Below are 14577 nucleotides of genomic sequence, written 5' to 3'. Positions count from 1 at the left end.
GCGTCACTTCCCCGCGCGGGCGGCCACCAGCCGCGGCATGTCCTTCGCGGCCTCGACCAGGAACCAGCCGGGCAGCCGGGAGTTGCCGTGCTCGTCGTCGGCGATCACCAACTGGGCTATCTCCAGCGAGATTTCGGCCAGCTCGACGAGCAAAGCCTTGGAGCGGAACGCGAACTGGCGCACGGCGGGCGACGCGTGCCGCTTGTCGGACGGCAACTCCTTGGCCATCCGAGCGCGGAACGTCTCGGCGAGGAAGTACAGCAGGTCCCGGTCGGCGGGCGCTGCGGGCCAGCGCGCGTCGCCCTTGAGGATCGCCTCCAGCCCATAGGCGTTGCGCACGGTCTTGAGGTACGCGAGGAACCCGGCGGCATGAGTGGCCGTCAGTGTCCCGTGCGCGAGCAGCGTCACGATCTCGGTGCCGCGCGGACCGGAGACCGCATCGCCGTACGACGCAAGCGTGTCCGACAGCATGTGCCAGCTCCGCGGCGTGGAGAACGGCTCCTCGCTCTTCGGCGGCGCGCTCCACAGGTGGTCGGGACGCTGCGTCAGGTACTCCACGATCCACGGGTGGATCCCCGCGTGCACCGCCCACGTCAGCCAGTCGGCCGCAGATGCGCGCAGGTGCACATGGACGAGCCGGTTCGCCAGCGCGGACGACATGGGACGCGCGAGCGCGTTGTCGGTCGCCCGGTTGCCGGCGCCGATGACCACCGATCCGGCGGGCAGTTCGTAGGTGCCGATGCGGCGGTCGAGGATCAGCGAGTAGAACGCCTTCTGGACGTCCGGGGACGCGGCGTTGAGCTCGTCGAGGAAGAGGCAGTACGGCTCGTCGCGGGCGATCTGCTCGGGCGGGCAGAAGCGGCTGCGCCCGTCGGCGATCTGGGGTACGCCGATCAGGTCCTCCGGGGCGAGTTGTGTGCCGAGCAGGGACACGCATTCGAGGCCGAGCCCTTCGGCGAACTGCCGGATCATCGAGGACTTTCCGATGCCGGGCGCACCCCACAGGAACACCGGGCGCACGACGGCCACATGGAGCAGCACCTCGGGCAGCGCGGCGGGTGTCACGGTCACGGAAGAATGCACAGAAGTCCTCAAGCAGATCGGAAGGTCGCGGAGGCCCGCGGAAGGCCGGGATCGGGCGGGGCGAGGGGCCGCGGCGAGGCGCCGGAGGGGCGGCGCGCGGCCGCGTCCAGGGTGGCGGGAGGGCTCGTACGATGTCACCCGGTTTTGCGCGCCGGGCCGCAGATGCCGCTTGAACCGCCGACCTTCCTCTAACGTGTGTCACAGACGACTGATCACCTCCGGGGAGCCCCCCCGGAGCGGCCGTCGACCCGAACGACCGCGCAGGCCCGAACGACCAGGTACTAGGAGATCGCCCTCGATGACGATGGTGCGGCTGCGGCGGCAGGACCCGCGCGTCGTCGGGTCGTACCGGCTGCTGCGCAGACTCGGCGCGGGCGGCATGGGCGTCGTGTACCTGGGCACGGACCGGCACGGCAAGAAGGTCGCGCTCAAGCTGATCCGCCCGGAGCTGGCCAACAACCCGGAGTTCCGCTCGCGTTTCGCGCGCGAGGTGGCCGCGGCGGCGCGCGTGCGCGGCAACCGCACGGCCCCGCTGGTGGACGCGGACCCGGAGGCGGCCCGGCCGTGGCTGGCGACCGCGTACGTCCCCGGGCCCTCGCTCCAGCGCCGGGTGGGTGAACGCGGGCCGCTCGGCTGCGTCGAACTGGCGCGCGTCGGCTCGGCGGTGGCGGACGGGCTGGTGTCGGTGCACGCCGCGGGGGTCGTGCACCGCGACGTGAAGCCGTCCAACATCCTGCTGTCGCCGGACGGGCCGCAGATCATCGACTTCGGCATCGCGTACGCCGACGGGGCCGGGACGCTCACCCATACGGGGACGGCGGTCGGGTCCCCCGGCTTCCTGGCGCCCGAACAAGTGCGCGGGCAGCCCGTGACCCCGGCGACCGACGTGTTCGCGCTCGGGGTCACGCTCGCCTATGCCGGGCGCGGGAGTTCGCCGTTCGGGTCGGGGCCGGTCGACGCGCTGCTCTACCGCGTCGTGCACGAGGAACCGGACCTGGAAGGCGTCCCCGGGCCCGCGATGCCGCTGATCTCGGCGTGCCTCGCGAAGGACCCTCTCATGCGGCCCAGCGCGGAGGAAGTACGCGACCGACTGGCCGTCCTGGCACGGCGTCAGGCGGAGGCCTCCGGCGACTCCGGGCCGCGTTCGGGACCGGTGCGCACCGGGGGCGTGAAGTCCTCGGGACCGGGCCCGGGTTCGGGGGGATACCCGGCGCAGGGCTCCGCGTCGGGCAGCCACGGTGTGAAGGCGGGGCCTGGGCCGAAGTCGGGTGCCGGGCACAAGTCCGGGTCGAAGGCGCCGGGGGTCGCGGGCATCGCCGCGGCGCTCGCGGGCGCGTCGGGCTCGGGCGGCGGCGGTCCGCATCCTCGTCCCGCGGCCAACCCCGGCCCTGGCGGCGCCGATTCCGACCCCGACACGGCGCGCAACCGCACCCAGGGCCGACCCTCGGCACCCCGGGGTACGGCGACCCCCGGCCCGCGCTCCCGGGGCGGCTCCACCGGCGGTACACGCCCTTCGGCCCAGCGGCGCCGCCGCCGGGTCCTGGTGCACCAGGCCATCGTGTTCGTGATCGTCACCGCCGTCGTCGCCCTCGCCATCGCGGCGTTCCAGGGCTCGGACGACGACTCCGGCACCCCGCGCCCCGCCGACAACCCGCTGCCGACCGAGACCGCCGGCGCGCTGGCCCCCGCCGCCACCGCCCCCGCCGCCGACTGGGCGAACCGCACCTACGCGGACCCCACCGCGGGCGGCGCCTCCCTGACCCTGATCAACGGCTCCGCAACCGTGGGCGCGGACCGCGTGGACCTCTCCGAGACCGTCCCCGCAACTTTCGTCGGCGAGCCGGCCGTGGTCGTCGTGCTCACCCGCACCCCCGGCACCGGCGGCCCGGTCACGCAATTCGTCGAGCTCTTCCGCTTCGACGGCGGCGTTCCGGTGCCGCTGGGCGTCAAGGCCGTGCAAACCGACCCCCGCGCCACCGCCACCAAGTGGACCGTCGAACCCGGCGCGATCCTCCGCACCACCACCATTCCCGGCGAACCGGACGTGGTGAGCCGCTACGGCGTACGCCCCGACGGCACCCTCAACTAATCCCGCCCCGGCAACCGACGGCGCAGCAGGAAACACCGGGCACACGCCACCGACGAGGCCCCAGGCGCAGCCTGCGCCCGCGACGGTCGCGCCCGGCGGGCGCTCGCCCAGCCCACGACGCCACCTCTGTTGGACCGCGGAGCCTTCGGGTGGCCCGGTCGCGAGCCAATGCAGCCGCAGGCGGCACGCTCACGCACCAACGCCCGATGTCTGTCCCCGCGCGACGAGCCAGTCCAGAGCGTTTGGCCCTCCGCCACGCTCACGACAGTCGCGCACAGCGATCGCGGGGTGCCGGCCACGGCACCACGACAGTTGCCGCGGGCGCGCACCGACTCGGAGTTGGGAGTCGCCGCGTGCGGACGTCGGCGCCCCCCCACGCTGAGGGTCCCCGGCACACCTGAGGTGGTGCCGAGCGTCGAACGAGCAGGCGCCGCTTGGCACGTGCGGGGGGGATGGCACGAGGGCGCGGCGGTGCGGGACTGGCACGGAGACACCCGGAGCCGCGTTGCGAACCGGACGTGGTCGCGTGGGCCAGGCGACCGATCGCCGCTCACGACCATCGCGGCCATGCTCGGACGCCGTACGCGTCGTGGCGCGCTGTGGTCGTCGGCACAAGTCCTGTGGGACCGAACGGTGGCGGAGTTCAGTCGGCTTCGAGTTGCCGTGGTGCGCCGGCCGCTGATGAGGGCGTCACCGTCGTCGCTGGCCGGTCGGGGGCGGAAGCGGCGAGGCGCCCTCTGGCCCCAAACGGGGGGAGGGCGCCTCGGGGTTGCCTTGGGTCAGCCGAACTGGCGTTCCAGGTCCTTCAGTTTTTGCTCCAGGGAGTCCAGACGCGGGAGCGTCATGGTGTCGTCTTCGGCGGTGAGGTCGATGACGTCGCGGGCGGGGGCAGTTCCCTCGGTCGGCGCCGGAAGGGCAGGACGGCCCGGGCCGGATGTGCTTTCGGCTATGGCCGGCTCCGAAACAGCTTCGGAGCCCCCACCTCCCGGCAGCGCCGCGATCTCCTGGCGCGGGCCGGAGCGGCCCCAATGGCGGCCGTCTCCACGGCTGATCGCCTTCAACTGCGCACGCTCGCGCTTGCTCTGGAGGCGGCGGCGCTCCCGCGTGTCCTGCTTCGCGCGGCGGTCGTCGCGTACTTCCTCGACGGCCTCGTCGAGGGTACGCACGCCCTCAAGCAGCATGAGGGACCAGGCCGCGTACGTCTCCCGCGGGGCGCGGAGCCAGCGGACGATGCGGATCTGCGGCAGCGGCCTCGGGATCAGGCCCTGCTCGCGCAGCGCCGCCCGGCGCGTCTGCTTGAGCGCGCGGTCGAACAGCACCGCGGCGGACAGCGACATGCCCGCGAAGAACTGCGGCGCGCCCGCGTGGCCGATGCCGCGCGGCGCGTGGACCCAGTTGAACCATGCCGAGGCACCCGCGAACGTCCAGACCAGAATGCGGGATCCGAGTGCCGCGTCGCCGTGGCTCGCCTCGCGGACGGCGAGGACGGAGCAGAACATGGCGGCGCCGTCGAGACCGAGCGGGACGAGGTACTCCCAGCCGTCCGTCAGCCCGAGGTTCTCACGTCCGAAGCCCATCAGGCCGCGGAACGACAGCGCGGCGGCGATGGCGGCGCAGCAGAAGAGCAGCGTGTACGACGCGATGCCGTACCAGAGTTCTTTCCGCCTTCGTCGCTCTTGATCGCGTTCCCAACTGTCGTCACCGGCCAGGGCAACTCCGGTGTCGCGCTTGGACCTCAGCAGGTACGCCACCAGTGCCACGAGGAGCACGAATTCGACCAGGCCGACGACGGCCCAGGCCAGGGGTACACCCATGATCTTCATGAAGCCGTTGTGCCTCACTTCCCATACCTGGTCCGGACCGCGGACGCCGGTCCCCCGTGTACCCGAGCGAATCGGCGCGCGCCGGACCGGAGTTCGGAGCGTTCCCTGCGCGCCGGATGCCCCCTCGTACGGCGCCCTATCTTGGCGGAAAATCCGCTCCGCGTATCCCGAACGGCGGAACAACCCCTCTCCGGGTGAATGGCGCTTCACCCTTGAGGGACCCCTCCGCGGCCGACGGGCGCGTGGTGATGGGACGGTCCGAGAACCGGTGCGGTCGAAAACTCGACCGCCCGACGATACAGCCGTTCGGGTGATGCATGCGCCACCGCGTCGTCTCCCGCGCGTAAACGTCGGTGAAAACCGGATGACAACCCGGTGCCGACACGTGGAACCTTGCCGCACAACGGACATGACGGACCCTCACCAGGACGGACGTGGAAAACTGACCGCGATGACCGCGCACCACGGGATCAAGCTGCACCGCCGGACAATTCGTCTGGACGGCCGCCCCTGCACCGTTCTGGGCCTGCGCCCGGGAACCGTCGAGCGGTTCTCCGTCAACGAGTTCCACGACACCTGGCACATCGTCACGCACCGCGCTGGCGCACTCCTGTTGGGCTCGCTGCTGTGGGGCATGGCGCACCAACGCGCCCAGAACACCGTGTTGGTCGTGGACCGGCCATTCCTGGACACAAACCCGTTCGATGCGGAGCCGTCTCCGCCGATCGTGATCGCACCGGCGCAGTCGGCGCCGTTCGGCGACCGCGCGGCGCGGGAACTCCGGCGCCGGCTGCCGCTGTCGACACCCTCCGAGGGCACGGTCAGGCTGCGCGCGCCCGGGTACGCGGAAGCCCTCGCCGACACCGGGGCGTGGTTCCGGGCCCAACCTGCGAGGCACTTCCACGGGTACGACGAGCGGCACCGCCGGCCGGCCATCGGCATGCGCGCGGGAGTTCTCGTACTGCCCGGCACCACGCAGTGGTTGCGCGAATGGGCCGTTCAGATAGGCTCGCTGAACCCGGCGTGGCCCGGAGCGGCATCCGGTCACGGCATGGTTTATGACTACATGCACACCGATTACAGCCTGGAAGTCCAGGTGTTCGACAACTACCGCGACCGCGTGACGGCAGCGCGGATCGCCCGGCGGCAGATCGCGGCTGAGCCGTCCGCCCCGACCGACCCGCATTCCTTGCGTCCGCTCATCTGGGACCGCGGCACCGGGATCCACGCGCGGGTGCGGCGCAACAGGCGGGCGCACCAAGTCGCTTCGCGACGCGGCATCGGACCTCGGCCGGAAACCGGGTGACCCGGACGCCGGGCGCCGCGATCATGCGCGCAGTGCCCGTTCGATCGCGAACAGGCTCGCAACTGCCGCCGCGATCAGGCACGGTGCCATCTGTTCGGACGTGAGTGCGGTCAGGTCGGTCCACTCGTCGTGGTCGCGTCCACCGGGCCGCGAGGCCACCAGGATCGCGGCCAGCGACCACTTGCCGGCCGTCGCGAGCGCCCAGCCGCCGAGGATCCCGGCGGCCACGCGGAACGGCCGGACCAGCCCGCCCACCAGCAGCACGACTCCCGTCAGCGCCACGCCCATGATCCGCGCCGGTCCTTCGGGCGCGGTGACGAGGACGGACGCGGAGCCCAGCAGCGCGCACGCGAGCGCGGCCACCGTCGACGTGGGCCTCGGCTTCAGGCGGACCCGGTACAGCAGCAGGAGCGCGGCGAGCATCCCGGCCGCCCACGCGGCCAAGTACGGGGCGTAGTCGAGGATCGGGTGCAGGTCGTCGGCGCCGCCCGGGATCGCCGTGCCGCGGATCACCACGCCGTCGACGAGCCAGACCGCGGCGCCGCCGGTGAGCAGCGCGGCGGCGGTCTCGGCGTGCCGGTCGGAGAAGGCCAGGCGCGCCGCGACCAGGACCAGAAGGAACGGCAGATGGGTGGCCGCGAGCATGACGGCGAGCAGGCCGCTGTCCTTGGGCAGACCCTCCGCCACGAACATCCAGTCGAGTACGCGGTCATGGGAGTCCGCCGCGGCCACGGCGCCCCGCGACGGATCCGGCTCGGCTCCGAACGCCGCGCCCATCTCCCAGGATTCCCACGGCTGCGCGGCGATTCCGGCGGCCTCGCCGCCGAGCGGCACCGTGTGGAACTCCAGCGTCGCCCACGACACGATCCAGACGGCGACCGCCGCCAAGGCGGCGAGGCCGACCAGGACCAACAGGCCGCGGCGCCGCGCCGATTCGCCGGCGGGCGCGGATTCGTCGGCGGCGGACGGGGAATCGGGCCACGCGGCGGTTCCCGCATACGGTGCCTCGGACCGGCTGCCGGTCGCCTCGTGCACCGGGAGCGCCGGACCGGGTAGCACGCCGGGCGGGAGTTCGAGTGTCGAAGGCCGGGGAGCCAGGCGTGGGAGCGGAGTGGTCAGCGCCGTATTGGGGTTCGCGACAACGATGTCCCCTTCCGAGGCGACAGGCGAAGCGGGCAGGGCGGGCAGTGCGGGCAGGACCGGCGCTGCGGGCAGCGCGACGGGCGGTCCGTCGGGCGTGCCGCCGAGCGCGCGCACCACGCCGTCGGCGTCCGGACGGGCCGCCGGGTCCTTCACCAACAGCGCCTCGATGACCGGCCCGAGGTGGTCACCCGCATGCGGCGCGGGCGGCACCGGCTCGGTGACGACCGCGGCGACCAGCGCGGCGAGACCGTCCGCCGCGAACGGCCCGGCGCCCTCCACCGCGTGGAACAGCGTCGCTCCCAACGCCCAGAGGTCGGACGCCGGTTCGGGTCGGCCGCGGATCTGCTCGGGTGCCATGTACGCGGGGGTCCCGACGACGGTGCCGGTCCACGGGCCGTCGTCCAGCCGCCGGGCGATGCCGAAGTCGGTCAGCTTCACGCGGTCGCCCGGCAGCAGCATGACGTTCTCGGGCTTGATGTCGCGGTGCACGATGCCCAACGCGTGGGCGGCGCCGACGACTTCGGCGAGGCGGCGGCCGATCGCCGCGACCCGGTCGGCGGACAGCGGTCCGTGCGCGTCCACGACGGCGGCGAGGGTCGGAGCGGGGACGTACTCCATCACGATGTAGACGTCGGCGCCGTCGCGCACGACGTCGTGCACGGTGACGGCACCGGGGTGGTTGAGCCGAGCGGCGGCGCGGGCCTCGCGTACCAGCACCTCGCGGATCGCCGGGTCGCCCTGGATGGTGGGCGCGTGCAGGCACTTGACCGCGACGGAGCGGCCCAGCACGGTGTCGGTGGCGTGCCAGACGACACCCATGCCGCCGCGTCCGAGCTCGTGGTGGAGCTCGAACCGCTCGGCCAGCAGCCGTTCGCTCACCCCGCCGCCTTTCGCCACCCGCGGTCGGGCTGTTGCCCGCCGTGTCAATTGTGGTGGTTAGGACAGGAGTTGGTCAGTACCTCGGCGGCGCGAGACTGGAGACCGAGGATCAGGCCTTCGGACGGGTCGCGTAGAAGACGACGGCCGAGGCGGCGGCGACGTTGAGCGAGTCGATGCCGGCGGCCATCGGGATGCGCACCCACGCGTCGGCGGCGTCGAGCGCGCGCCGGGACAGCCCGTGGCCCTCCGAACCGAGCATGAGTGCGCAGCGGTCGAACTGCTCGGACGGCAACTCGTCCAGCGGCGTGGCCCGCTCGTCCGGCGTCATGGCGAGCACGCGGTACCCGGCGTCGCGCAACACGCCCAGACCGGACGGCCATTCGGCGAATCGGGCGTACGGAACGGAGAACACCGCGCCCATCGACACCTTCACCGCACGGCGGTACAGCGGGTCGGCGCAGTCCGGGGACAGCAGGATCGCCCCGATGCCGAGGGCCGCCGCGCTGCGGAACGCGGCGCCGAGGTTGGCGTGGTCGACAAAGCCCTCGAAGACCGCGATCCGCGCGGGGCCGGTGACGTCCCCGGAACCGGCCGCCGCGCCCAGGAGTTCGGCGGGCTCCGGCAGCGGCTTGCGCTGCATGGACGCGAGCGCGCCGCGGTGCACGTGGTAGCCGGTGACGCGCTCCACGACCTCGGGCGCGGCGACGTAGACCGGCGCCCCGGCCTCGGCGGCGAGCGCGACGACGTCGGCCATCGCGTCCAACCAGCGCTCGGTCAGCAGCATCGACCGGAGCGGATGGCCGGTGTCCAGCGAACGCCGGATCACCTTGTCGCCCTCGGCCATGAACAGGCCCTCGGCGGGCTCGCGGCGGCGGCGCAGCTCGACGTCGGTGAGGTCGGTGTAGTCGGTGAGGCGCGGGTCGTCCGCGTCGTCGACCCTGACAATCGGGTCGGTCGGACGGGCCGAGTCGGTCAGGTCAATCGGGGAAGTCGGTTCGATCGGGGTACTCGGATCGATCGGGCCGGTCGACTCGTTCGACCCGTTCGGGCTGGTCATGCGTGCTCCTCACCCGGTCCTGTGCTGCCGCCGACTCGGGGTCAGTCGGTTCCGCCGATTTGGTCGGCGACGGCGACGACCTCGCCGATGACGACGATGGCGGGGGGCCGCATGGCCTGCTCGCGTGCGTCGGCGGCGGCGTTCGCGAGGGTGGTGCGCAGGGTGCGCTGCGTCGCCATGGTGCCCTCCTGGATGATCGCCACCGGGGTGTCGGCCGGGCGCCCGTGCGCGACCAGCGTCTCCGCGATCGCGCCGAGGCGTTCCATCGCCATGAGCAGGACGAGCGTGCCGCGCAGCCGGGCCAGGGCGGGCCAGTCCGTCAGGGACTGCGGGTTGTCGGGGGCGACGTGCCCGGACACGATCGTGAACTCGTGTGCCACGCCCCGGTGCGTCACCGGGATGCCCGCGATCGCCGGGACCGAGATCGCGCTCGTGATGCCCGGCACCACCTCGACCGGGATCCCGGCCGCCGCACACGCCATGGCCTCCTCGAAACCGCGCCCGAAGACGTAGTTGTCGCCGCCTTTCAGGCGGACCACGAACTTCCCCGCCGACGCGTGCCGGATGATCTCCTCGTTGATCGCCTCCTGGGCCATCGCCCGGCCGTACGGAATCTTCGCCGCGTCGATCACCTCGACATCGGACGGGAGTTCGTCCAGCAGGGCACGCGGTCCCAGGCGGTCGGTGATCACGACGTCCGCCTCGGCCAGCAGGCGGCGGCCGCGCACGGTGATGAGGTCGGGGTCTCCCGGGCCGCCGCCGACGAGCGCGACGCCGCCGCGCTTGGCGCGGAAGTGCGCCGCGCCGAGCGTCCCCTCGCGCAGCTCCTCCAGCACGCGGTCGCGGACCGCGGCCGCGCGGCGCGGGTCGCCGCCCGCGAGCACGGCGATCTGGAGGCCGTCGTGCCGCCCGCTCGCCGGGGTCCAGGCACTTGCGTGCGAGGCGTCGTCGGAGCGTACGCAGAAGATGCGGCGTGCCTCGGCGTCCGCCTCCACGGCGGCGTTCACCGCCGGGTCGTCGGTGGCGGCGATGACGTACCAGGCGCCGTCCAGGTCCTCGGCGCGGTAGCCGCGCCGCTCCCAGCGCAGCTCGCCGTCGTCGGCCATCGCCTCGACGGACGGCGTGGCCTCCGGCGCGACGACCAGCACATCGGCCTTCGCGTCGACCAGCCCGGGCAATCTGCGGCGGGCGACCGTGCCGGCCCCCACCATGACGACCCTGCGACCGGCGAGCCGGAGGCCCGCGGGGTAGGCCGGGACGTCGTCGTACTTCGGGGACATGGCGCTCTTTCTCACTATCCGTCGGAACCCGGGCCGTCACGGCCCCGGGCCGGACCGCGCGGGACGGGGACCCGCCCCGCGCGGAGGCGGGTCAGCCCGTCTTGCCGCTGACTCCGGCGGAGTCGAACGTGGCCACATCGTGCATCACGCGGGCCGCGCTCTGCACCAGGGGGAGGGCCAGCACGGCCCCGGTCCCCTCACCCAGCCGCAGTTCCAGCTCCACCAGCGGCCGCAGCCCGAGCTTCGCGAGCGCGGCGGCGTGGCCCGGCTCGGCGGAGCGGTGGCCCGCGATGCAGGCGGCCAGCGCGTCCGGGGCGATCCGGTGCGCGGCCAGCGCCGCGGCCCCGGCGATCACACCGTCGAGGACCACCGGGGTACGCATGGCCGCGGCACCGATGATGAACCCGGCCAGCGCGGCGTGCTCCAGCCCGCCCACGGCGGCCAGCACCCCGATCGGGTCGTCGGGGTCCGGCGCGTGCTTGGCCAGCGCGGCCCGGACGACCTGCACCTTGCGGTCATGCGTGCTGTCGTCGATCCCGGTCCCGCGACCGGTCACCTCGGCGGCGTCGGTCCCGGTGAACACCGCGATCAGCGCGGCCGACGCCGTCGTGTTCGCGATGCCCATGTCCCCGGTGAGCAGGCAGCGGTTCCCGGCCGTCACCAGGTCGCGCGCCGTCTCGATGCCGATCTCTATGGCCCGCATGACCTCCTCGCGCGACATCGCGGGGCCCTGCGTCATGTCGGCGGTGCCGGGACGCACCTTGCGCGGCAGCAGTCCGGCGCCGACCGGGAGCTCGGCGGCGACGCCGACGTCCACGACGCAGACCTCGACCCCGATCTGCCGGGCGAACGCGTTGACCACCGCGCCGCCCGCGAGGAAGTTCTGGACCATCTGCGCGGTGACCTCCTGCGGCCACGGCGACACGCCCTGTGCGTGCACCCCGTGGTCGGCGGCGAACACCGCGACGGCGGCCGGCTCCGGGACCGGCGGCGGACACGTCCGCGACAGGCCCGCCAGTTGCGCGGAGATCATCTCCAGCACGCCGAGCGACCCGGCGGGCTTGGTCATCACCTTGTGGCGGTCCCAGGCGGCGCTGAGGGCCTTGGCGTCGAGCGGCCGGACCGAGCGGATCGTCTCGTCCAGCAGGCGTACGGGGTCCTCGCCGGGCAGCCCGCGCCGCCCGTACTCCTCCTCGTGCACCACCCACGACAGCGGGCGCTGCTTCGCCCAGCCGGACTGCTCCAGCTCCGGCTCGTCGGGGAAGGCGTCGACATAGCCGACGCACAGGTACGCGACGATCTCCAGGTGCTCGGGCAGCCCCAGCGCGTGGCTCAGCTCGCGCTCGTCGAAGAAACTCACCCAGCCGACGCCCAGGCCCTCCGCGCGCGCGGCGAGCCACAGGTTCTCCACCGCGAGCGCGCTTGAGTACGGACCCATCTGCGGCTGCGTGTGGCGGCCCAGGGTGTGCCTGCCGCCTCGCGTCGAGTCCACCGTGACGACGATGTTGACGGGCGTTTCGAGGATCGCCTCGGTCTTGATGCCGAGGAACTGCTTCGCCCTCGCCTTGGGCAGCGAGGCGGCGTACGCCTCGCGCTGCCGGGCGGCGAGCTCCTGCACGCCCGCCCGGGTCTCCGCGGAGCGGATGACGACGAAGTCCCACGGCTGCGAGTAGCCGACGCTGGGCGCGTGGTGCGCGGCCTCCAGGACGCGGATCAGGACCTCGTCGGGGACCGCGTCCGAACGGAAGCCGGTCCGGACGTCGCGGCGCTCGCGCATGACGCGGTGCACCGCTTCGCGGTCGGATTCGGCGTAGGCGGGGGCGGGGTCGGCTTCGGGGTCGCTCTCGTGGTCGGTCTCGGGATCGGCCTCGGAGTCGGTGGCGGCGGTCTCGGGGGTGGGCTCGGAGTCGATCGTGCTTTCGCTCTCGGTTTCGGGGGCGGTGGTGGTGCCCGTGGTGTTCGGGGCGTCGGCACGGCTTTGTGCGGACGCGGCCTCGGATTCGGACGGGTCCTCGGGCGAGCCGTCGGGCCGGGAGCCCGCGGGGTCGGCCTCGGGGGCCGTTCCCTGGCCGGGTGCCGCGTGGGCGTCGGCCGGGGGCTCGGTCTTGGCTGCGTCGGCGTCGGCGGTGGCGTTGGGTCCGGGCTCGGGCTGAGCTTGGGCCTCGATTTCGGGCTGGGACTCGGTCGCGGCCTGGGGCCCGGCGGAGGAACTGGCCTCGGCCGCGGCGTCGGGCGCGGCAACCTGGGCCACTCCTTGCGCCGCCGCTTCCGCGGGCGCGGCCACAACATCGGCCGTCGGGTTCTGCGCGTCGTCAGGCTGGACCGCGTCGGGTTGGGCCGTGTCGGTCTGAGCCGAATTCGGCGCGGCCGCAGTCTCCTTCGGCTGACCGGCGGGCTCGGCGGCAGGTTGCGGTACGGCGGCGGCCCGGGCCGCCGAACTGTCCGCTCCCGCCCCCGCAGGCACCTGCGCCGCAGCCGGTGCGGCCTCGCCCTGCGGAGTCGCCGACAGCCGGACACGCCGACGACCGCGTACGGCCTCGGTCCCCTGGTCGACGGCCGGAGCCGCCGCGGCGCCGGAGGCCGCCTGCTGGTCGGCAGGCGTACCAACCGGTGCCGCCGGTACGGGGGTTGCGGGGGCAGCCGAGGTGTCCGTCACTTCTTCCTTGCCTGTCTTGCCTGTCTTATCAGTCGTGCTGGTGGTGTCTGCGTCGGCCGTCTTGCCCTTGCCCTTGCCGTTGCCCTTGTCCTCGCCGGCGGCGGGTCCGGTCGTCGCGTCGGCGGGTGCGGGTGCCGCGGCGGCCGGGGGCGGGACCACCGGCGGAACCGGGATCGGCCCCTGATGTGCGGGCGCGGACGGTGCGCCGGCCGCCGGCGTGGATGCCACCGGGATGTTCGATGCCGCTTCGGCGCCACGGTCCTCCGAGCCCTCCGCGTGGGTCGGTGCCGGGGCGGCAGTCGTGGGCACGGACGCGGGAGCCGGCGCCGGGGCAGCCGGAGCCACGTCGGCCTGAGCGGGAGCGGCCTGAGCGGGGACGGCCGGAGCGGGGACGGCCGGAGCCGCGGCCCCCGCAGGTGCCGGGGCCGGAGCCGCAGCCGGAGCGGGCGCGGGGGCCGGAGCGGGCGCAGGCGCCGGGGCGACGCCCGCCTGACGCGCCCGGCGTGCCGCAACGCGTCCCGTGGGCAAGGGCGTCGGAGCACTGCCAACTACCCCTGGAGCAACGGTACTTGATGCCGCCTGACCGGGCGCGGCACCCGGGCCCGGCGGTACCGCGTTCGCATTCGGCACCTCGCCCGGCGCGGGCGTGGCCTGACCGGCGGGCGGCGCGGGAGCGTTCGGCACGACTGACGGAGCGGCCTCGGCAGGCGGTGCCGACACGGCAGCGTCCGCCCCAGTCGCCGGAGTTACGGCCGCCTGGGCGCCCTCCCCCGGCGCCGAGGCAGGCAGGTTCACGACATTTGCGCCCTCGGCACCGAACGTCGCCCCCTGCGGCGGTACCGGCGCCGTCCCGGCAACTGCCGGACCGGAAGCGCCTTCCGCGGCGGCAGCCTGCTCGTTCACCGCAGGCTCCTGCACCGGGACCTGTCGTGCGCGCCCGCGAGGCCGTACACCTGCCAGCCGCGTACGCGACGGCGAAGCGGCTTGCCCCGTACTCACGTTCTGCGGGGCGGCCTCCTGCGCGGGTGCGGCGGCGGCGGACTCAACCGCACCCGCGGGCTGTGCCGCCGGCGGCTGCCCGGCCGGAGTTTGCGCCTGAGACGTACCGGAGTTCGGCACGGGTGCGGCGGCGTCCGGCGCGGCAGCCGGGGTCTCCACAACCTCGGGGGCTTCGTTCGCGGGCGCGTCGGCGCCTCGCGTACGCACACTACGCGTGCGTACACCGCGGCGCGGGGCCGTCTCGGGGTCGGCGAACGCGGCC

The 14577-nt window shown here is 73.8% G+C and carries 7 protein-coding genes and 1 pseudogene; 2 read left to right on the top strand and 6 right to left on the bottom strand.

Annotated features, from left to right (window positions below; genetic code table 11):
* Positions 1-3 precede the first annotated feature (3 nt).
* Positions 4-1083 (bottom strand): AAA family ATPase, encoded by a 1080-nt coding sequence (locus ACRX5S_RS02245; protein ID WP_436770953.1) that lies wholly within the window; start codon positions 1081-1083, stop codon positions 4-6.
* A 298-nt stretch (positions 1084-1381) separates the two neighbouring features.
* Between ACRX5S_RS02245 and ACRX5S_RS02240 the strand changes: the two genes are divergently transcribed.
* Positions 1382-3172: a serine/threonine-protein kinase gene (locus ACRX5S_RS02240; protein ID WP_436770952.1), complete on the top strand. Its 1791-nt coding sequence runs from the start codon at positions 1382-1384 to the stop codon at positions 3170-3172.
* Between the two features lie 779 nt (positions 3173-3951).
* On the opposite strand, the gene ACRX5S_RS02235 is transcribed toward ACRX5S_RS02240, so the two are convergent.
* The gene (locus ACRX5S_RS02235) at positions 3952-4995 is read right to left on the bottom strand and encodes a DUF2637 domain-containing protein (protein WP_436770951.1); all 1044 of its coding nucleotides are present in this window, start codon (positions 4993-4995) and stop codon (positions 3952-3954) included.
* Positions 4996-5446: 451 nt separating this feature from the next.
* Here ACRX5S_RS02235 and ACRX5S_RS02230 point away from each other — a divergent pair, with 451 nt between their 5' ends.
* Entirely contained in the window at positions 5447-6301 is an 855-nt protein-coding gene (locus ACRX5S_RS02230; protein ID WP_436770950.1) for a hypothetical protein, read from the top strand.
* A gap of 21 nt (positions 6302-6322) precedes the next feature.
* On the opposite strand, the gene ACRX5S_RS02225 is transcribed toward ACRX5S_RS02230, so the two are convergent.
* From ACRX5S_RS02225 to cobT, 4 genes and pseudogenes are all read right to left on the bottom strand, one after another.
* Positions 6323-8323 (bottom strand): protein kinase domain-containing protein, encoded by a 2001-nt coding sequence (locus ACRX5S_RS02225; protein WP_436770949.1) that lies wholly within the window; start codon positions 8321-8323, stop codon positions 6323-6325.
* 109 nt (positions 8324-8432) lie between these two features.
* Positions 8433-9380 (bottom strand): TrmH family RNA methyltransferase, encoded by a 948-nt coding sequence (locus tag ACRX5S_RS02220; protein WP_436770948.1) that lies wholly within the window; start codon positions 9378-9380, stop codon positions 8433-8435.
* A gap of 41 nt (positions 9381-9421) precedes the next feature.
* Positions 9422-10660, bottom strand: coding sequence for a uroporphyrinogen-III C-methyltransferase (gene cobA, locus ACRX5S_RS02215; protein ID WP_436770947.1), 1239 nt, complete (start codon positions 10658-10660; stop codon positions 9422-9424).
* Between the two features lie 91 nt (positions 10661-10751).
* A pseudogene (gene cobT / locus ACRX5S_RS02210) lies at positions 10752-12938 on the bottom strand (nicotinate-nucleotide--dimethylbenzimidazole phosphoribosyltransferase); the annotation flags it as partial.
* Positions 12939-14577: the final 1639 nt, after the last annotated feature.

The sequence above is a fragment of the Yinghuangia sp. YIM S09857 genome, from assembly GCF_051388915.1.
GTDB lineage: Bacteria > Actinomycetota > Actinomycetes > Streptomycetales > Streptomycetaceae > Yinghuangia.
Note: the sequence above shows the minus strand (reverse complement) of the source record. Positions and strands in the feature narration are given on the sequence as shown.

Bases quoted from the DNA above. Each gene is read 5' to 3' on its own strand.
- ACRX5S_RS02235 (WP_436770951.1), bottom strand. From the start codon at position 4,995: ATGAAGATCATGGGTGTACCCCTGGCCTGGGCCGTCGTCGGCCTGGTC.
- cobA (WP_436770947.1), bottom strand. From the start codon at position 10,660: ATGTCCCCGAAGTACGACGACGTCCCGGCCTACCCCGCGGGCCTCCGG.
- ACRX5S_RS02220 (WP_436770948.1), bottom strand. From the start codon at position 9,380: ATGACCAGCCCGAACGGGTCGAACGAGTCGACCGGCCCGATCGATCCG.
- ACRX5S_RS02230 (WP_436770950.1), top strand. From the start codon at position 5,447: ATGACCGCGCACCACGGGATCAAGCTGCACCGCCGGACAATTCGTCTG.
- ACRX5S_RS02240 (WP_436770952.1), top strand. From the start codon at position 1,382: ATGACGATGGTGCGGCTGCGGCGGCAGGACCCGCGCGTCGTCGGGTCG.